Here is an 18657-nt window from a genome sequence, read left to right on the forward strand (position 1 = left end):
TACGCTTTTTGATAGAAATACTCATTAACCTTTAAAAGGTAAAGATTGGCTTTAAGCGTTGGCTTAAATTTCTAAAATTATCTTTCCCATTTGAGAGGAATCTTTCATTTTGCTGAAAGCATCCAAATAATTCGATAATGAAATTGGCTCCTCGATAATAGGCTCGATTTTGAAATCGCTTACCAATTGAAGCATTTCGGCAAATTCTTCATCATTGCCCATGGTAGAACCTTCAATAGACGTTTGGCTCCAAAACATCTTGTGAAGCTCAAGTTTCCTACTAATTCCCAATGTGGCACCATAGAACACTAATTTACCACCCGGCTTTAGCAGTTTCATCAATTCATTAAGTTGATCACCTCCCGCACTATCAATTATCAAATCGAAGCCGCCTCCACTTTCTGCTTTAGCCGATTTGAGCCAGGTTACATCTTTATAATTAAAAACTGCCTGAGCTCCTAAATCCAAACTTTTCTTTAACTTTTCATCCGAACCTGATGTCGTATAAACTTCAGCACCAACAGCATTTGCAAATAAAAACGCCATCGTGGCTACTCCACCACCAATTCCACTTATTAGCACTTTTTTTCCTTTACTGGCATTTCCTTTTTTGATGGTGGCTCTGTACGCAGTGAGACCGCCTAATGGAAGCGCCGCCGCTTGGAAAAAATCCAAATGCTTAGGCTTGAGATGTAAGCGATCTACAGGAACGGCTACATATTCAGCAAAAGTACCATTGCTCGGCATTCCAAGGATATTGTATTTGGAAGATTGTACTGCTGGGTTTTCGCCCCAGTCTATATTTGGATTGATGACCACTTCCTTTCCGACCCAATTTTCATCATTCTTATTGAAGACAGATTCAACAATTCCTGCACCGTCTGAACCTAAAATTACACCATATTTTAATCCAGGATACATACCTTCCCTGCACCATTGGTCTCTTCTATTCAGTGCTGCCGCTTTTAATTTAACCAAAGCCATTCCTTCAGATAAAGATGGTTTGCTCAAATCAAGTAATTCCAATTTTTCTGGATGATGTTCACTTAAAATTAATCCTCTCATAAAATTCAATTTTTGATAAGGCTAAGATATAAAAGGAAAGCGGGAGGATAGGCGTTTCTGATATATTTCAATTTGCTTATTCAAGTCTAAGGAAGCTAAAAAGCTTAATTTAAGCTGCTATTTGACCTTAAGACATATTGCATTCATCCTGTTCAACATTTGCAATGTCGAACTCACAGATAAATAGGATTTGCAATCCGACAATAACAATCCCATCCTGAAAACTGGGAGAAGGATGTGGTTTACTCTACTCAAGTAGTATTTTGAAAATTGAGTAAAAAATCGTTCTTTGAATCTGAAAATCAACAATTTGGACAGATTCAAAAACAACTATAGAATACAATCAGCCCGCGCCCAATGGTGGGATTATGGATGGAATGGTGCGTACTTTATCACCATTTGCATTCGTGAAAAGGAACGGTATTTTGGTGAAATTGTGGGTGGGGAAATGGTTTTGTCAGATATTGGGAAAATTGCGCAAAAATATTGGAATGAAATTCCTAACTATTTTTCATTTGTAACATTGGATTCGTTTGTGATAATGCCCAACCATATGCATGGTATTTTAATTATAGATAAATCAGATCAAATAGCTAACAGCGGTAAAATGGGCAACATTTACCATTGTAGAGACGCGATTAATCGCGTCTCTACGGAACTGCAATCGACAACCAAACCCAAATTGGCAACCAAATCAGAATCAAAAACAATTGGGGGTATTTCGGGTTCAAAAAATCCAATGTTGCATGATAACATACCAAGGATTATACGTTGGTATAAAGGTCGTTGTACCTTTGAAATTCGCAAAATGAAATCACCATTCGCCTGGCAACCCCGCTACCACGACCACATAATCCGCAACAACGCAGAATTCCAACGCATTTCAGATTATATCAAAACAAATCCTGAAAATTGGGAGAAGGATAAGTTTTATTGTCATTAAGGGTTAGTTTGAAAGTTTTTTTATGCCAGTCACTTAAATATAATTTAGAGCAGATAGATTTTATCTAAAGACAAAACTATGGTTTTGTAACTATCTAGAGAAAACCTTAGATTTATAAAAATGGTAATTTAATTGAGATAATGGGTTTAGATAGTAGAGAAGAATCGAATGCACAAAAAGCTTTAAATGCTGCTATTAAGCAAGCAAAGAGTCTAAATATTCCTGATCTCAGATATAGTTTAGAGAAAATTTTCAAAGCTCACGCAAGCATAATTCAATCCATATATGATTATAAACCTAAACTTGATGTTGGTGAAGTTTATATTGAATCACTTTCAATTAAATTATTACTGGCTTCAAAAAGTATTGTGAAATTATCCTTTGGAGATAATCTATCGGGGGTTCATCAATATAAGAAAATTGAAATTATTGACAGGTCTTCTATTTTCATTTTAACTCGAGCCATTGTAGAAAACTTTCTAACATTAGAATACTTATTTTACAATGACTTATGCAAGGAAGAACAAATTTTTAGATATAATCTATGGAGAATCTCCGGCTTTAAAGTGAGACAATCTTATGGTGAAAATTTACGTCAACAGTATTTAGAAAAATTAGAAAGAGAAAAACAAGAAATTGAATATCTGACAGATTCAATACAAAAAAGTAAATATTATTCAAACTTAAATAAAAACAATATATGGAAATTAAATAAGTATGGTTTTCCTAGAATTCTAAGTTGGGATAAATTGATAGATGAAAGTCAACTAAACAGTTCGATAGTCAAAAAAGCTTATACGCTTTATTCAAACTACGCTCACTCTGAGTTTATTTCAGCAATTCAAATTAACGAAAATGGTAATCACAAAAACTCTAAATTCAACCAAGAAACATTAACAACTTCACTAAGTTTAATCAGAATGATAAATTGTGTATCAATTTTACAACTAATAAATAAATTTCAGTTTTCAAAAGAGGTTTATAATAAAATGAATAAGGAACTAAAACATGAAATAGAATTTTGGAAAAATATTATCACCTTATGATTAATTGTAATTGGAAATATTTAAATTCACCTCCTGTTCAACATTTATGATGTCGAACTCACAGATAAATAGGATTTGCAATCCGATAATAACAATCCCATCCTGAAAAACAAATCCTGAAAATTGGGAGAAGGATAAATTCTATTGTGATTAAGTATTGCTATGGAGCAGTTTCATAAATTCACACCCCTCCCCCAAATACCCAAAAATCTCCACAATAAGTAGCATTTTCCATCCACCAAATATCCCTACTAACCGTATAAGAAACCAACCAATCTAATAATCTTGTATTAAGCAGATTCATTTTCAACTTTGTGCAACCTTTCGGTATTTTCCGGCATCTCTAAAATAAAACTTGTGAGAAAAGCATTACTGATTCTATCCTTATTCTTCCTTACTTTTTCAGCATCTTTTGCCCAAGGCATCAAAGGAAAAGTAATTTCTTCAACCGGTGAAGTTCTGCCGTTTGCTTCCCTTTATATTTCAGAATTGAAAACGGGTACTTCCAGCAATGAGGAAGGGCTTTACGAAATTAGTCTGAAGCCTGGCACTTACACCATTGCGGTGCAATACATTGGCTATGCAGCTGTCAACAAGCAAGTAACAGTTAATAATAATTGGCAGGAAATAGATTTTACACTTCAGGAGCAGGGATTTACACTTTCGGAAGTGGTGGTAAAAAGCGGTAAAGAAGATGCTGCATACACCATAATGCGTAAAGCCATCGCAAAAGCTAAATATCACCTCTTGCAATATGACAGCTTCAATGTACAGGTTTATCTAAAAGGAACTGGTGTAATCGAAGGCGTGCCATTCTTCTTGAAAAACACCTTGAAAAAAGAAGGTGTAAATGTTGATGATGCATTTACGAGTGAATCGGTAAGTGTAATCACATTTAAACAACCGAATGAAATAGATGAGAAAGTTATTTCCATCCGTACTTCTGGGCAGGGTTTAGACAACGCCTCTCCTACTCCGTATATCGTCACTAGCTTTTATCAAGATAATATTGCTAGTGCAGTTTCTCCACTTTCTACATCAGCATTTGCCTATTACCGTTTCGAATATTTAGGCAGTTTTGTCGAAAATGAAATGATTATCAATAAGATAAAAGTAACTCCAAGGTCTCGCGGTGAGCAGGTTTTCGAAGGTGAGATTTTCATTATTGAAGACCTCTGGGCAATTCATAGTTTGGATCTCACAAGCTATTACCTAGGAATCCAAATAGATGTAAAGCAAACATACGCTCCGGTAGAGCCTGCAGTTTGGATGCCGATAAATCATCAATTTGAGTTTAGTGGAAAGATGCTGGGCTTCAAAGGGCGCTATAATTATCTGGCATCGCTTAGTGATTATAATGTAAGCTTGAATGAGGAAATAATGGCTACGCAAACCAACATTATCGATGAGAAGATTGAGGATGTGCCGGATGAAATCAAAAAAGCAGCACCAAGTATCATAGCGCAAAGAGATAGTGAAATTGCCAATCCTGAAGAAATGACGAGGAAGCAATTCCGAAAAATGATAAATGAGTACGAAAAGGAGCAAATCAAGCAAAGTGAAGAACCGGAAGTAGTGTCCGTCAGAAACTATAAAACGGACTCATTGGCTACTAAAAGAGATTCCAGCTATTGGGAAACCATCCGTCCAGTCCCACTTACGAGCAAAGAGATAAAAGGCTATAAAAGAGATGATAGCGTGGCGGTGATTAGACAGGTAGAGCTTACAGGCGTGGATACTACAGGCGTGATAAAGAGAAGGAAATTTAATCCAACAGATATAATTTTTGGTGGTAGCTACCGACTTGGGCCAAGCCTGCGATTGGGCATCGACAATAATATTACCCAAGTGTATTATAATACAGTGGAAGGTTTCAACACCAATATTGGCACATCGCTAACGTATAATTTTGATAGTTTGCGTCGCAGGATTGAGTTCAAACCTTTGCTTAGATATGGATTTTCAAGTAAGGATTTCTATGGAAAAGCGGCATTTGCCTATCGTAAATCTGCAAGAGCAGGCAAGCCTTCATTTAGATTGGAAGTCGAAGGTGGCAAATTTGTGGATCAGTTCAATACGGTAACCATGCCCATCCACCCGCATATCAATACGATGACTTCGCTATTATATCGCCAAAATTTCATGAAGATATTTGAAAAAAGCTATGGACAAATAGCTACTTCTTGGCAAAAAGGCGAGCATTGGAGCATCAAGGGTAAACTAGAATTTGCGCAGCGTTCTGAATTATTCAATACCTCAGATATTAGCTTATACAATAGAGGCGAAAGATCTTACACCGAAAATAGACCCGTAAATGTGGGTTTGGCAAATACCGGATTCGAAACGCACAATGCGCTGACTTTCCAAACAGAAGTAGCATTCAGGCCAATAGTTAAATACAGAATCGTAAATGGTCGTAGAATCAGTGATTTTAGTGATTCGCCGGAATTATTATTCCTCTATCGAAAAGGCATTAACAATGTAGCAAATAGTGCCGTAGATTTTGATCATATAGAATTGGGCATAAACCATGGATTTAGGTTCGGAATTAGTGGAAATTTGCAGTTTGAATTGAAAGCAGGTAGCTTCTTGAATAACAATAAGACCTATTTCATGGACTACAAACATTTTGATGGAAACCGAACGATTTTAAGTAGTCTGAGACCGGCGGGAGGATTCCGTTTGCTGGACTACTACAACTATAGCACTGATCAGAATTACTTCTCAGGCCATACACATTATCAGTTTAGGAAATTCTTGGTAACCCAGCTGCCTGGCGTCCGCATTAGTGGCTTACGAGAAAACATTTTTGTAAACTACCTCAAAACCGATGCTTCGCCACATTATGCAGAATTGGGTTATTCTATCGACAATATTTTCCGCTTATTCCGTGTGGAAGTTGCTGCTGGATTTAACGACTGGAAATATGAAGAAGTTGGCCTACGCATTGGTATTGCTACTATTATTTCGATCACTTCAGGTGATGATTAAGTAATCAATAGACTCCTTTGCGCAGAGCTATTTCTAAGTAATGACATAAACACAAAAGCCGTAACTAGAGCGCAGCAAAAGTTCGCTTTTGGTAAAGCGTAATCATCTATTTTTAGGGTTTGCAATCCGAGCCTTGAAAAGGTCTAAACTGTGATCAAGTTTGATAAAATGAATACTACAATTTTGTTGCTCATAATTTAGATTAAGCAGATTTACGAATATCGCTTCTGAAAAAGTGAAATTTAATCATAGCAAAAGACAACAATCACTCAACCCAAATTTGGCAAAAAATGAATAAAACTTAGGCCAAAGGAAGGGCGCAGAGGAGTCGCAAAGAAGAAATCAAAACTCTGCCCCATTGCTCAAGTGTATGCATTTAAATTATCTCTATCTTCTGATTCAATCAGTAATTTCAAATGATTGTCTTTTTGCCAATCAATGAAACCAAAATAACAGATTTTGCCTTTTCTTATTGAATGTACATTACTAGCCTAATATTGTAATACAGCGCCTTGCATGAGCATGCAATTTATAATTCGAAAACACCATGATAAAAGTACTTGACTTAAACTTCCTCGACCATAAACAGACCATTGCGGCATTTTTGGTGGAAACTTCTATTGGACCAATTTTATTTGAAACAGGCCCACATTCATCTTGGCAAAACTTAGGAATTGCATTAGCTGAACATGGCTACAAATATTCAGATATTAGACATGTATTCATTACCCATATACACCTAGATCATGCTGGTGCCGCTTGGGCAATGGCTGAGCATGGAGCAGATATTTATATGCATCCATTAGGCACCGCACACATGATCGACCCAAGTAAATTGCTAGCATCTGCAACCAAGATTTATGGCGATAAAATGGACTATCTCTGGGGGCAATTGAAACCCATTCCGACTAATAAAGTAAAAGCAGTTGCCGATGGAGCCATACTGAGATTTGGGGATACAGAAATCAAAGCTCATTATACTCCAGGGCATGCGATTCACCATATTGCTTGGCAAATTGGCGATGAAATAATTACAGGTGATGTAGCTGGTGTTTGTATCAATAATGGTCCAGCAGTACCTCCTTGTCCTCCACCAGATATAAATATAGAAGACTGGATTACCTCAATCCACAAGCTAAAATCTCTGAATCCAAAAGGCTTGTTTTTGACTCATTTTGGTAGAGTCGACGCACCAGAAAGTCATTTTGAATACTTGGAAGAAAGGCTCATTCGCTGGACAAACTTTATTAAGGAAAAGCACAATGAAGGAATTGAATTACAAGATCTTATTGCACTTTTCAGAAATACAACACTCGACGAATTGCAAGGTCACGCTATAGACGATGAAGACCTAAAAAGATACGATGCGGCCAACCCTGCCGATATGAGCGTGACTGGGATACTCCGCTATTGGAAGAAAAAGGGTGCGTTAATAGAATAGATTAAATGCTGGGCTAATAATCCTGAATTTGAACATTGAGCGTACTGCTATAAATATCTTTTCCTCCAATAGAACGGATATTTACATCGATTCTATTTTGGTCGATCAAACGAACATTTATGCTCCCATCTTCATTAAGCGGAATTAATCCATAGCTATTAGGTATCTCAGAATTTGCTTGCGCTGTATTTACAAATGATACATTCTGAAAAACCAATAGCATCAAGCAAAGGGCAATAATAGTTAGAATTGTTTTGGTGTAAGTGTCGGAATTTTTCATGATTGCTTTAGTCATTATGTATTTTCTTACGTAAATTATGAAAAAAATTTCAATAATGACTGGAGGACTTGGGTTTTCAAAGCTTGGAAAAGATCTTTTTGATAATAATCATAAGCAACTCAACCGTAGAACAAAGATGGGTGAAAACCCTTATGTGGGAGCAAAAAGTAAAAGAACAAAAAGACTAAATCCATATCTCAGAGAAATTCAGCAATGGAAAGAGACGAAATTACTTACTGAAAAACGTACTAAAATTATCTACTTAGCTGTTGCAGTTTTGATTATGATCATTCTCTTTTTTATAATTTAGAATACCCCGCAATTTGCTTTTTTCCACTAGTATCACATTTTCGCATTCCATATAATTAAACAGCCTATTTGAACCAATACAATAATACCTTGTTTTTGGATTTATGGTGTAATGTTTAATTAAGCCATTCTTAAATCTAAAATCAATGGACACCACATACTTAAAAGAGCTTTTTCATAAACATCAAAAAGCTGCTGAATGCCCTCAGCCGCAAAAGGTAGTTGAGTTTTTCGAAAAGACTCTAGGCTTATTATTCCCAGAATTCTCTAAAGTGAGTTTTACAACTTTTGAAGAACTCGAAGCATTTAATCAGCAACTTAGACTTGAATTTGAGGAAATTCTTTCCAAGAATATAACGCCAAGCTTAAGCATCGCAAAAACAATAACTGAAAACCTTTTCAAGGTACTCCCAAGTATTAGAGAAGCTCTAGTGGAAGATATAGAAGCCGTTTACCTTGGTGACCCTGCTGCACAAAGTACAGCAGAAGTAGTGAGAACTTATCCAGGTTTTTATGCTATTGCCGCACATCGAATTGCACATTTTATTTATCAACAAAAAGTTGCTTTGTTACCAAGAATCATTTCTGAACATGCCCATAGCAAAACAGGAATCGACATTCATCCTGCAGCGATCATCGGCAAGCATTTCTGTATCGATCATGGAACAGGTGTGGTAATTGGTGAAACTACCGTAATTGGTGATAACGTGAAGATATACCAAGGCGTGACGCTTGGAGCCTTGAGTGTTGATAAGGTAGATGCGCAAACCAAAAGACACCCAACAATTGGCAATAATGTAGTGATTTATGCAGGTGCAACCATTTTGGGAGGCAATACACATATTGGCGATAATTCAATAATAGGAGGTAATGTTTGGCTCACCCAAAGTGTGAAAGCAGGCTCAAAAGTTTACTATAAAGTACAGCCAAATACGGACGGAGTGCATACTGAATTAATTCTCCACAAGGATATATAGCAATGAATATCAAATATATAGAAGACACCATTGGCAATACTCCAATAGTTAGACTTAAGCATATTCCTATCAATCCAAATGTAGAAATCTACTGCAAACTCGAAGGAAATAATCCTGGAGGGAGTGTGAAAGATCGAGCGGCTTATGGGATGATAAAGAGTGCATTGGATAGAGGCGATATAAAGCAAGGTGATAATTTGGTAGAAGCCACAAGTGGAAATACTGGTATTGCGCTAGCTATGATGGCAAAAGTATTGGGCGTGACGATGACTTTGGTAATGCCAGATAATGCCACAAGAGAACGAGTACTTTCTATGAAAGCTTATGGTGCGGAAGTGATATTAACTCCTGCTAAACAAACCATTGAATATGCTCGCCAATTGGCAGCCGAAATGGAAGCGGGAGGTGATTACAAGCAACTAAACCAATTTGCTAATCCCGATAATTACCGGATGCATGAGAAAACTACTGGCCCTGAAATATGGCGAGATACAGATGGTAAAATAACTCATTTTGTATCGAGCATGGGTACTACAGGCACAATTATGGGTGTTTCTCGCTATTTGAAATCTAAAAACCCAGCCATACAAATTATTGGTGCTCAACCAACTGATGGCTCAGAAATTCCTGGCATCAGAAGGTGGTCACCAGAATACTTACCAAAAATATATGAGCCAAATCGGGTAGATACGATAATGGATGTAAGCCGAGCACAAGCTACTAATATGACTCGTCGACTAGCTAAGGAAGAAGGTATATTAGCAGGAATGAGTAGCGGAGGAGCTTTGTCAATCGCATTACAATTGGCAGAAAATCTCAGCAGTGGACTAATAGTTTGCATTGCCTGCGATCGTGGCGATAGATACCTAAGCTCCGATTTGTTTGAAGATTAATTAATCAAAAGGTAAAGATGAATTAAACCTATTTGAGGATTACATCGTAATATTGCAATATATTTGCAAAAAATTATGGGAGTTACCAAATCAGATTTATTTACAAAAGAGCAAAATGATTTAGCGCAATTAGCTAAATTATTTGCGCATCCGGCAAGAGTTGCTATTATTCAGCATTTGCTCAAAGTGAATGCTTGCGTCAATAGTCATTTGGTTACGGAGCTTGGTTTGGCTCAAGCCACTATTAGTCAGCATTTAAGAGAATTAAAGGACAGCGGGATTATCCAAGGAACAATTGAAGGTGTTTCCGTGAGTTATTGCATCAACCCTGATCGCTGGGCCGAAATTCAAGAAGTATTTAGTACTCTTTTCAATAGTTTCAAACAAGCAAATTGCGGTGATTCTTGCTGCTAAACACTCCTGAGAATATGAATTTCAACCTCCCGCTTTTTCCAAGACTTAAGGAATATCTCCAAAACCTCAAGACTAAAGAAATCCCTCAAGATAGAAAAGAAGTTCTTCAAGTATTGATTGACTACATTCAAGCAAAGCAAAATAAGCAAGAAGATACCCATCTTAATTTTATTTGCACCCACAATTCAAGAAGAAGTCAATTTGCTCAAATATGGGCGCAAACTGCTGCGAATTTATTTCGTGTAAAAGCTATTTGTTATTCAGGTGGAGTGGAAACTACTGCTTTCAACGAAAGAGCTGTAGCAGCTATGGAAAGAGCTGGATTTAAGGTAGATAAAGATGGAGAAGGCAATCCAAAATATAGTCTTTATACATCAGAAAATTCAGTTGCTATCAAGGCTTTCTCAAAATTATTTGATGATCCGAGCAGTCCAAATAAAGGATTTGCCGCAGTGATGACTTGCTCGCATGCAGACGAAAACTGTCCATTTATTCCAGGAACAGAAGCTAGAATTCCTTTGCTATATGATGATCCGAAAGCTTTTGACAGAACCGAGCTGGAAGCACAAAAATACGACGAGCGATGCAAGCAAATTGCAACTGAAATGATCTATGTATTCTCAAAAGTTTAGAACTGCAATCCTGTTATTCAAATACAGATTTATTTACTTTTCAGCCCAGCCTTTTATTTCGGTTTTAATTTCCTTTACTCTAACATTAAAATCATGTTGACTTGGGTCAAAGTCTGTGAGGCTTACCGCTTCTAGATATTCAACCACCGCACCTTGGTGAGGAACTCTTTGACCGCTTTTGAAATCGACATATTTCAGTGTAGTCCAAAGTACTGTTTTCAATTGCGTCTTATCGTCATTGGTCATAAAATACTCAACTACAGAAGTGTAGTCATCAAACCAAACAATACGAGAAAAAATCCGCACCCACTCTCCTACCATCGCCGGTCGGATGTATCCAATCTGATGCTGATAAACCACCCACGCAGCTTTATATGCATTGATGAAGTCCATCACCTGCAAGCCATATAATTTAGGCACCTGATCCTCCCGAGCATTGAAAAAATAATCGAAGTATTTCGCATTATTCAAATGCCGAAGCGGATCGCAATCTTGAAATCGGATTACAACTCGGCTTTCGGTAGTTTTTTGCGGGTTCTTTAATTTTTCGTAATCGAGCATCAGGTTCTTATTATTTTCAAACCGAAATTAAGACTTATTTATCAATTACAACCACAAATTGACTTAAAGTAAGGAATGTAATAAGGTTGATTTTTTTTTTAAAATTGCCCATTTCATGAAGCACTTTTAGCCTAATATTTGCTCAAGGCGAATCTGGAATTTAAAATAATCGCACCATGTTTTTGAGAGTTTTACTTTTTGGCATTCTTCTGCTTTGCACTTCATTTGTCATTTTTGCACAAGAAGTTGATAGCATAAAAATTGAAAATCAAGCACTTGACAGTATTTACATACAAGAAACAGAAGGAAAAAAAGAATCTCTTAAACTACTACACGCTGAACCATTATACATCGATCTTATTCGCGACTTAGGAGCTAGAAAAGGCGAGAGAGAATGGAACCTTGGTATGGGTATTACAGACAATCTGGCATTTGATAGTTATGAATTACTAGTCGAATACGAATGGGCGCCTATTGATAGATTGGGCTTGGAAGTTGAACTTCCATTTTTACTTAAGGCTCCACAAGCTGGTGTGCTTAAAGAGGATGTTCCATCAGATAGGCTTGAGAGTTTTAAAACTGCTTTTCAATATACTTTTCTGGTATCGGACAAAGCCAAAACGAGTTTAGCTTTTGGCTATATAAATGAATTAGTTTTTACAGAACTGAGGAATTTTGGTAAGCCCTTATTCGAAGGCAATGTATATAATCCATTCTTTGTTGCTGCAAAAAGATGGGGAGGTAATTATCACACACTTATTTATACAGGTCCAAGTTTCTATCGTGAGTTTGAAACCAAACTTTGGGAGTTTAGCTATGAATGGCATACAAACTTTCACTATATGATTCCAGGAACACGCAATTTCATTGGCTTAGAAGTGAATAAATATTTGCGTGATGATCAAGATTTTGATATGACTTTAAGGCCTCAAATTAGAGTTGCAATTGCTGATAATTTTTTGATCGGACTAGTTGGCGGAGTGCCTGTAGCTAGGGAAAATGAACGCTTCAGTATGTTTACTCGGTTAATTTGGGAGCCTCTCAAACATAAATAAGTCCTTTTCTGAAACATATGCTGTTGGATTCATAGTTAAGCATAAAAGGACACTATGAATAAAAAGAAAACAATACTCATTACAGGTGCCACTTCTGGCATAGGAAAAGCAACCTTACTAAAATTAGCTAATTCTCCTGATAGATATATTTTTATTGCTAGAAATAAGGAAAAGGCCGAGCAGACCAAGCTGGAGGTAATAGAGCAATGCAAAAATAAGGATGTAGATTTCTACCTAGCCGATCTGTCTCGCATGGAAGAAGTGAAGAAAGTAGCAGATGAAATTTCTGCTAAAGAATCAAGAATTGATACGCTGATAAACAATGCTGGAATTTTAGGACCAGATGAGAAGCAATTAACGGATGAAGGTTTTGAACTAACATTTGCTACCAATCACTTATCCATGTTTTTGCTTAGCAATTTGCTTTTACCACTACTTGAGAAAAGCAATGCAGCAAGAGTAATTAACGTCTCTTCCGAGGCTCATCGCATTACCAGTTTCAATCTCAACAACCTGCAAGGTGATGAAGGCTATTCTTCATTGAAGGCTTATGCACTTAGCAAAATGTGTAATATCTTATTTACTATAGAAGCGGCAAAAAGATGGCAAGACAAGGGAATTAAGGTAAACTGTATGCACCCAGGCGGAGTAAATACCAATTTTGGCGAAGGGAAAGGCTTTATTCGAAACCTCGCATTTATTTTAGCCAAACCATTTTTCATCAGTCCAGAAAAGGGAGCTGAAACAATCATTTACCTTGCCCAGAATGATATTGGGCTTAAAATCAATGGTAAATATTTGAAAAAGAAGAAAATTATAGAGCCATCCAAAAGTGCAAGAAATACTGAAAATGCCCTTAAGCTTTGGAACTTAAGCACAGCTCTAGTCAAAAGCCATCTTTAAGCTAGATAACGATCTTTCAAAATGTTGATATGGTGAGCTGCATGACCTGCTATAATATAGCACAGGGCAGCAACCGTTACCTTCAATCCATTAGCATTGCCCGCTTGATTCAGTTGAACTTCAGAAAAACTAGCTATTAAATCAATATTTGAAGCTCTTAAGCTTTTGAATTCTGAGATCAAACTTGCTAAACTTCTTGCCGCAAAACCTCCCGCATCCACATAATCATTTTCGTTGAATCCTGGTATTGATTGGAGTTCTGAACGACTAAACGCCAAGGCTCTAAACGCCATAATTCTTTCTGTATCAATCAAATGCCCAATTAATTCTTTTGTAGTCCATTTTCCTTCTGCGTATCTAAAATTCTCTTTTTCACTTGGTATAATTTTCAGCACTGAAATTATTTCTTTGCCTTGAATTTCAAGGAATTGAAGTAAATCACCCTCAGGTACTAAAGCTATATAATTGCTATAATATGCTGGAAATTCTCCCTGTTTTGGTCTTTGTATAAAAGTGCTCATGCTTATTTAAAAAAAGGATTAAATTGGAACCCAAATATGGTAAAAACACAGCCAATATTTTAATCTGGAAAATCAATTTCTAAACTAATACAATAAATATGAAGTACGGAATACGAAATGGTCTGTTGGTGGGTGCTATGATCCTTTTTGGAGGACAAGCAATTGCGCAAACAGAGATTGTAAACAGGGATCCTGTAATCAACGAAATGGTACAAGAAGTTTCGGCTGATAGTATAGAATCTTATGTTAGAAAATTATCTTCATTTGGAACGCGCCATACACTTAGCTCGCAAACAGATCCTGAAAGAGGGATTGGTGCGGCCGGTAACTATATCTTATCCAAGTTTCAAGAATGGGCGAAAGAATCTGGCGGGAGGTTAAATCCTGAACTAGACTACTTCACCCTTAAAGCTGATGGTCGCCGTGTAACAGAAGATGTTCAAGTTTTTAATGTAGTTGCCACACTTAATGGAACTGATCCTAATGATGATAGAGTGCTAATTGTAAGTGGACACATGGATAGCCGAGCTTCTAGCGTGATGGATCCGGATATTGATGCTCCAGGCGCAAATGATGATGGTTCAGGTACGGCAGCTGTGATGGAAATGGTGCGTGTGATGAGCAAAAAAGCATTCCCTCATAAGATCATTTTTATGACAGTAACCGGCGAAGAGCAAGGCCTGTTGGGTGCTCGTCACATGGCTGAAAAAGCTAAGGCTGAAAACTGGAATTTGGTAGCAATGCTCAACAACGATATGATTGGCAATAGCAATAGCAGCGGCACCAATATAAATGACAATACGCAAGTGAGGATATTTAGTGAAGGTGTACCTTCTGTTGAATCTGAGCGTGAAGAAGCACTGAGAAAACAATTGAGCTTAGAGAATGACGGAATATCACGTCAATTAGCTCGCTATAGCAAAGAAATTGGAGAGCGATACGTTGATCAATTGCAAGTAAAATTGATTTATAGAAACGACCGCTTTCTAAGGGGTGGCGATCATACTCCATTTGCTCAAAACGGTTTCGCGGCAATTCGTTTTTGCGAGATGAATGAGAACTACAACTATCAGCATCAGAATGTGACACTACGACTTGGCGAGAAAGTAGGTGATTTACCAGAATTCGTTGATTATGAATATATCAGAAAAATCACGGGAATGAATGTTTCAGTTCTAGCAAATCTAGCTAAGGCTCCGCCAGCTCCCGCCAGAGCAGGCATTAACATTAGGTTGGAAAACTCAACCACGTTAAGCTGGGAAGATGCAGAAGGACCAAAACCAAAAGGATACTATGTACTTATGCGTGAAACAGACCAAAGTATGTGGCAAAGGAAATTTTATGTTGAAGGAAATAGCGTAACCCTACCCTACTCAAAAGATAATTACTTATTTGCTGTACAATCTGTAAGTGCAGATGGACATGAAAGTTTGCCAGTGATCCCATTGCCGACCAGATAATTAACAAACATAAATTATAACAAAAAAGCCCGAATTATCGGGCTTTTTTCGGTTTATATAGTTGAAACATTATAAAGCTTTAGACATTCGAAATGAATCAAGAAAATTTGTCAACTTCTCACGGCTTACATGATCCATTATCACAATCTTATGCGCTTTTGGTGATTGGTGATTATCAGGCACCAAGCCGTATTTCTCAACAATTTCCTCAGGAAGCTGGCTAGATTCGATGGTTACAATATTTGAGAATGGCTCACGATAATATTCCAAACCCAATTCATCGAGTTGATGACAAAACCACTTTGCTCTATTAAGCAATACTTCCACTTTCTCTTGCCAGCCATGTGGGCCATGTGTTTGTAAAATCATCCAAACTGCAATAGCATTTGCTCCAGATCGGCTGCCAATTAAGGTAAAATCCTCTCCTTCTACATAGCTTGCTTCTTTGGTATTAGCAAAGTGCATTAATCCTTTACGCACCAAAAATATGCCCGTTCCGTATGGAGCCTGAGCCATTTTATGCGCATCGATAGTAATTGACGAAACAGCAGGATTTTTAAAATTCAATACCGATTGCTGATTGGAAAATGGATAGAAAAATCCACCATAGGCACCATCTACATGCAATCTAAATTCAATTTCAGCTGCATTTAAAGCATTAATATAAGCATCAGGCTGATCCACAGACCCATACATTGTTGTCATCATATTGCAGACTACAATAGCGTACTTTTTACCATTTTGCTTTTGTTCTTGGAGGATTTGTTTTAGGGCAGATTTATCAACTTGACGAGTTTTCGATTCTGTTGGAACACTCACCATATCCACATCGAAAACGTTGGATGCTTTGGCCATTGAGTAATGACTATCAGCCGAGCTTAGAATGAACATTTGCTTGTGCTCCGCTCCAAACTCCTTTTTGAAAAGATTTCTGTAAATCCAAATGGCCTGCATATTAGCCTCTGTACCGCCTGCAGCGACATAGCCATCATATCCTCCCGCCTCAGCTCCAAAAATATCCTCAGCACATATCGAGATCAATTCACGCTCGATAGCTTGGGTACCACTGAAGAAATGCTCTGATTTCTCTAATGTATGGCAACCAATATGATTTGGATTATGGATCAGTGATGTCAAAAAAGGAGCATCTTTCAGAAATGGTAAATCCTGATAAAAAACTTCTTTATCCAAATGGGAGGCAGGCAAGCCCAATATATTGGAATCGTAATAATTTATGTTTTTTGCCAATGCACCAAACACCCTGTCTTTGATTTCCTGATGATTATGTTTTCTCCAATAATTCATTTCCAAATTTTCAATTTGAGGACAAAACTAAGAAATCTTGAATGAGGAATTCTACTCAATTTCGAATACAAATGATTTTGGGTTCAACCTTTAGTATTGAAAAAAGCGGGAGGATAAATTAAGCTCGATAGTGCTTTTGATTTTTACTCAAATTCTCGACTGTCCATGGAATATCCACACTGTAAGGTTCCTTGCGTACAGGACAATCCGTAATTCGGCAGTAGCTACAGCAGTTTTCAGGGATGCATGGATCGGCATGTAAAAATATCTCTAAATCGTGATTGTAATTTTTAGTGAGTAATTCTTCTACTTGATCCACCGCATCGTGCGTTTGTACAAGGCTGTAATAATAAGGCAATGTAATGTGACAATCCACATGAATATTAGCTCCATAGCGTTGAATCCTTAAATTATGAATGTCAATCCAGTTCTCTTGTCGATGATTATTGAGGATGGTATTGATCTCCTCCAAGGTTTCAGGGTGAGCAGCATCCATCAATCCAATAACTGACTTTTTGACCAATGAAAATCCACTAAAAACAAAATAGATGGAAAAGCCAATTGCCAAATAACTATCGAGCTGAACGATATTAGTCAAATAGACAACCCCAACGCCGAGCACCAATACCACGCTACTGATGGCATCAGTAAATATGTGTTTACCATCAGAAACTAGCACAATAGAATTAAGCTCCTTGCCTCGAATTTTCAAGATGATGCCCATTGCAAAATTTGCTATAGCCGTTATGGCAAGAATAATCATACCTTCCGGCAGATTACTGAACTCTACTGGATTAAATAGATTGAAAATAGATTGGAAAAAGATGATCACTCCAGCAATCATAATCAATGCTCCTTCTAGTCCTGCCGAAAAGAATTCGATCTTCCCATGTCCATAAGGGTGATTTTCATCCTTTGGAACTGATGAAAGATAAATACTATAGAATGCAAATCCAGACGCCACAACATTCACAATAGACTCTACCGCATCGGTGAGAATAGCCTTACTTCCAGTGAGATAATAAGTAAAAAATTTCAAACCCATTAAAAAAATACTCAATATGAAGGAAGATAAAATCAACTTTCGCTTTTGAATTTCAGGATTATTTGGATTGATTTGGCTCAAGGGAATGGGCTTATTTTTATTTTGACAAGTTATAAATAGGAATCTTAAAACCATTATTCGAACTCAATATCAAAAATAAAAGTTAAGATTGCATGATAACTAATGATAACATGAAACAATTAATCACCCTCAAAAGGTCATTGACAGATACAACAGAAGAATTGTTGAATAATCAAATTGTAATGGAAGGTAAATCTTCTGCCTATTACTTATCCATGGCTTCATGGTGCGAGAAAAGTGGCTATGCAAATTCAGCACAATTTCTTTATCGCCATGCCGAAGAAGAAAGAATGCACATGCTTAAGATTTTCCATTACGTCAACGATGCTGGTGGACATGCTTTGCAACCTGAAATTACGGGGATTCGTCACGATTTCAATTCTTTGAGAGAAATATTCGAATTGATTTTGGAGCATGAAATTAGCGTAACACGTTCTATCAATAACATTGTAGATCATTGCTTCAGTACGAAAGATTTCACCACCTTCAGTTTCTTGCAATGGTATGTAACTGAGCAGCGCGAAGAGGAAACTCTTGCTAGAAGAGCTGTAGAACTATTCGACTTAATTGGTGAAGCTGGAATTGGTCTATGGACAATCGATCAGGAAATCGGAAAACTTGAGGAAAATGCTGCAATGGCGAATGCTCCTCAAATATAATTTTCTATAAAAATAATTTATTAATTTAGAGCTCTTTATGGGCTCTTTTTTTTGTTCATAGAATTCTCATTAAGCA

General features: G+C 37.1%; 19 protein-coding genes. 13 read left to right on the plus strand and 6 right to left on the minus strand.

Going from position 1 to position 18657, the window contains the following annotated elements; genetic code table 11:
• Nucleotides 1-63 precede the first annotated feature (63 nt).
• Nucleotides 64-1065, minus strand: a complete 1002-nt coding sequence (locus ACOXY8_RS02465; protein WP_458329973.1) for a zinc-binding dehydrogenase — start codon at nt 1063-1065, stop codon at nt 64-66.
• Nucleotides 1066-1354: 289 nt separating this feature from the next.
• Here ACOXY8_RS02465 and ACOXY8_RS02470 point away from each other — a divergent pair, with 289 nt between their 5' ends.
• The 4 genes from ACOXY8_RS02470 to ACOXY8_RS02485 all read left to right on the plus strand — a co-directional run bounded on the left by ACOXY8_RS02470 (nt 1355) and on the right by ACOXY8_RS02485 (nt 7486).
• On the plus strand, nt 1355-2008 hold the full coding sequence (locus ACOXY8_RS02470; RefSeq protein ID WP_458329974.1) for a transposase: 654 nt from the start codon (nt 1355-1357) through the stop codon (nt 2006-2008).
• 140 nt (nt 2009-2148) lie between these two features.
• A complete protein-coding gene (locus ACOXY8_RS02475; RefSeq protein ID WP_458329975.1) occupies nt 2149-3054 on the plus strand; it encodes a hypothetical protein in 906 nt (301 codons plus the stop codon).
• 357 nt (nt 3055-3411) lie between these two features.
• Nucleotides 3412-6045, plus strand: a complete 2634-nt coding sequence (locus ACOXY8_RS02480) for a DUF5686 and carboxypeptidase regulatory-like domain-containing protein (RefSeq protein WP_458329976.1) — start codon at nt 3412-3414, stop codon at nt 6043-6045.
• Nucleotides 6046-6592: 547 nt separating this feature from the next.
• Complete coding sequence (locus tag ACOXY8_RS02485; RefSeq protein WP_458329977.1) at nt 6593-7486, plus strand: MBL fold metallo-hydrolase; 894 nt, start codon at nt 6593-6595, stop codon at nt 7484-7486.
• 13 nt (nt 7487-7499) lie between these two features.
• Here the strand turns inward: ACOXY8_RS02485 and ACOXY8_RS02490 are convergent, their stop codons facing one another.
• Nucleotides 7500-7781 carry a hypothetical protein gene (locus tag ACOXY8_RS02490; protein WP_458329978.1) on the minus strand — a complete coding sequence of 94 codons (282 nt, stop codon included), beginning with the start codon at nt 7779-7781 and terminating at the stop codon, nt 7500-7502.
• 22 nt (nt 7782-7803) lie between these two features.
• Here ACOXY8_RS02490 and ACOXY8_RS02495 point away from each other — a divergent pair, with 22 nt between their 5' ends.
• The 5 genes from ACOXY8_RS02495 to ACOXY8_RS02515 all read left to right on the plus strand — a co-directional run bounded on the left by ACOXY8_RS02495 (nt 7804) and on the right by ACOXY8_RS02515 (nt 10991).
• Entirely contained in the window at nt 7804-8076 is a 273-nt protein-coding gene (locus ACOXY8_RS02495) for a hypothetical protein (protein ID WP_458329979.1), read from the plus strand.
• 145 nt (nt 8077-8221) lie between these two features.
• Nucleotides 8222-9052: a serine O-acetyltransferase EpsC gene (gene epsC / locus ACOXY8_RS02500; RefSeq protein WP_458329980.1), complete on the plus strand. Its 831-nt coding sequence runs from the start codon at nt 8222-8224 to the stop codon at nt 9050-9052.
• A 2-nt stretch (nt 9053-9054) separates the two neighbouring features.
• On the plus strand, nt 9055-9945 hold the full coding sequence (gene cysM, locus ACOXY8_RS02505) for a cysteine synthase CysM (RefSeq protein ID WP_458329981.1): 891 nt from the start codon (nt 9055-9057) through the stop codon (nt 9943-9945).
• A gap of 75 nt (nt 9946-10020) precedes the next feature.
• Nucleotides 10021-10359 (plus strand): ArsR/SmtB family transcription factor, encoded by a 339-nt coding sequence (locus ACOXY8_RS02510; RefSeq protein WP_458329982.1) that lies wholly within the window; start codon nt 10021-10023, stop codon nt 10357-10359.
• A complete protein-coding gene (locus ACOXY8_RS02515) occupies nt 10350-10991 on the plus strand; it encodes a protein-tyrosine-phosphatase (RefSeq protein ID WP_458329983.1) in 642 nt (213 codons plus the stop codon). The genes ACOXY8_RS02510 and ACOXY8_RS02515 overlap by 10 nt, the downstream gene beginning before the upstream one ends.
• Nucleotides 10992-11024: 33 nt before the next feature.
• On the opposite strand, the gene ACOXY8_RS02520 is transcribed toward ACOXY8_RS02515, so the two are convergent.
• Entirely contained in the window at nt 11025-11552 is a 528-nt protein-coding gene (locus ACOXY8_RS02520; protein WP_458329984.1) for an acyl-CoA thioesterase, read from the minus strand.
• A gap of 176 nt (nt 11553-11728) precedes the next feature.
• Between ACOXY8_RS02520 and ACOXY8_RS02525 the strand changes: the two genes are divergently transcribed.
• Nucleotides 11729-12607, plus strand: a complete 879-nt coding sequence (locus ACOXY8_RS02525; protein ID WP_458329985.1) for an HAEPLYID family protein — start codon at nt 11729-11731, stop codon at nt 12605-12607.
• 54 nt (nt 12608-12661) lie between these two features.
• Nucleotides 12662-13510: an SDR family NAD(P)-dependent oxidoreductase gene (locus ACOXY8_RS02530; RefSeq protein ID WP_458329986.1), complete on the plus strand. Its 849-nt coding sequence runs from the start codon at nt 12662-12664 to the stop codon at nt 13508-13510.
• On the opposite strand, the gene ACOXY8_RS02535 is transcribed toward ACOXY8_RS02530, so the two are convergent.
• The gene (locus tag ACOXY8_RS02535) at nt 13507-14031 is read right to left on the minus strand and encodes a DinB family protein (protein ID WP_458329987.1); all 525 of its coding nucleotides are present in this window, start codon (nt 14029-14031) and stop codon (nt 13507-13509) included. The two genes, ACOXY8_RS02530 and ACOXY8_RS02535, sit on opposite strands and share 4 nt — an antisense overlap.
• 98 nt (nt 14032-14129) lie before the next feature.
• Here ACOXY8_RS02535 and ACOXY8_RS02540 point away from each other — a divergent pair, with 98 nt between their 5' ends.
• On the plus strand, nt 14130-15491 hold the full coding sequence (locus ACOXY8_RS02540; RefSeq protein ID WP_458329988.1) for a M28 family metallopeptidase: 1362 nt from the start codon (nt 14130-14132) through the stop codon (nt 15489-15491).
• Between the two features lie 69 nt (nt 15492-15560).
• On the opposite strand, the gene ACOXY8_RS02545 is transcribed toward ACOXY8_RS02540, so the two are convergent.
• Together ACOXY8_RS02545 and ACOXY8_RS02550 are read right to left on the minus strand one after the other, a co-directional pair.
• A complete protein-coding gene (locus ACOXY8_RS02545; RefSeq protein ID WP_458329989.1) occupies nt 15561-16796 on the minus strand; it encodes a pyridoxal phosphate-dependent decarboxylase family protein in 1236 nt (411 codons plus the stop codon).
• Between the two features lie 118 nt (nt 16797-16914).
• Nucleotides 16915-17976 carry a cation diffusion facilitator family transporter gene (locus ACOXY8_RS02550; RefSeq protein WP_458329990.1) on the minus strand — a complete coding sequence of 354 codons (1062 nt, stop codon included), beginning with the start codon at nt 17974-17976 and terminating at the stop codon, nt 16915-16917.
• Between the two features lie 56 nt (nt 17977-18032).
• Between ACOXY8_RS02550 and ACOXY8_RS02555 the strand changes: the two genes are divergently transcribed.
• Nucleotides 18033-18581 (plus strand): ferritin, encoded by a 549-nt coding sequence (locus tag ACOXY8_RS02555; protein WP_458329991.1) that lies wholly within the window; start codon nt 18033-18035, stop codon nt 18579-18581.
• Nucleotides 18582-18657: the final 76 nt, after the last annotated feature.

The sequence above is a fragment of the Peijinzhouia sedimentorum genome, assembly GCF_049340005.1.
Taxonomy (GTDB): Bacteria; Bacteroidota; Bacteroidia; order Cytophagales; family Cyclobacteriaceae; genus CAXBDP01.

Coding starts and splice junctions, on each gene's coding strand:
- ACOXY8_RS02530 (WP_458329986.1), top strand. CDS start 12,662: ATGAATAAAAAGAAAACAATACTCATTACAGGTGCCACTTCTGGCATA.
- ACOXY8_RS02525 (WP_458329985.1), top strand. CDS start 11,729: ATGTTTTTGAGAGTTTTACTTTTTGGCATTCTTCTGCTTTGCACTTCA.
- epsC (WP_458329980.1), top strand. CDS start 8,222: ATGGACACCACATACTTAAAAGAGCTTTTTCATAAACATCAAAAAGCT.
- ACOXY8_RS02555 (WP_458329991.1), top strand. CDS start 18,033: ATGAAACAATTAATCACCCTCAAAAGGTCATTGACAGATACAACAGAA.
- cysM (WP_458329981.1), top strand. CDS start 9,055: ATGAATATCAAATATATAGAAGACACCATTGGCAATACTCCAATAGTT.
- ACOXY8_RS02475 (WP_458329975.1), top strand. CDS start 2,149: ATGGGTTTAGATAGTAGAGAAGAATCGAATGCACAAAAAGCTTTAAAT.
- ACOXY8_RS02540 (WP_458329988.1), top strand. CDS start 14,130: ATGAAGTACGGAATACGAAATGGTCTGTTGGTGGGTGCTATGATCCTT.
- ACOXY8_RS02520 (WP_458329984.1), bottom strand. CDS start 11,552: ATGCTCGATTACGAAAAATTAAAGAACCCGCAAAAAACTACCGAAAGC.
- ACOXY8_RS02490 (WP_458329978.1), bottom strand. CDS start 7,781: ATGACTAAAGCAATCATGAAAAATTCCGACACTTACACCAAAACAATT.
- ACOXY8_RS02510 (WP_458329982.1), top strand. CDS start 10,021: ATGGGAGTTACCAAATCAGATTTATTTACAAAAGAGCAAAATGATTTA.
- ACOXY8_RS02465 (WP_458329973.1), bottom strand. CDS start 1,065: ATGAGAGGATTAATTTTAAGTGAACATCATCCAGAAAAATTGGAATTA.
- ACOXY8_RS02495 (WP_458329979.1), top strand. CDS start 7,804: ATGAAAAAAATTTCAATAATGACTGGAGGACTTGGGTTTTCAAAGCTT.
- ACOXY8_RS02485 (WP_458329977.1), top strand. CDS start 6,593: ATGATAAAAGTACTTGACTTAAACTTCCTCGACCATAAACAGACCATT.
- ACOXY8_RS02535 (WP_458329987.1), bottom strand. CDS start 14,031: ATGAGCACTTTTATACAAAGACCAAAACAGGGAGAATTTCCAGCATAT.
- ACOXY8_RS02545 (WP_458329989.1), bottom strand. CDS start 16,796: ATGAATTATTGGAGAAAACATAATCATCAGGAAATCAAAGACAGGGTG.
- ACOXY8_RS02550 (WP_458329990.1), bottom strand. CDS start 17,976: ATGGTTTTAAGATTCCTATTTATAACTTGTCAAAATAAAAATAAGCCC.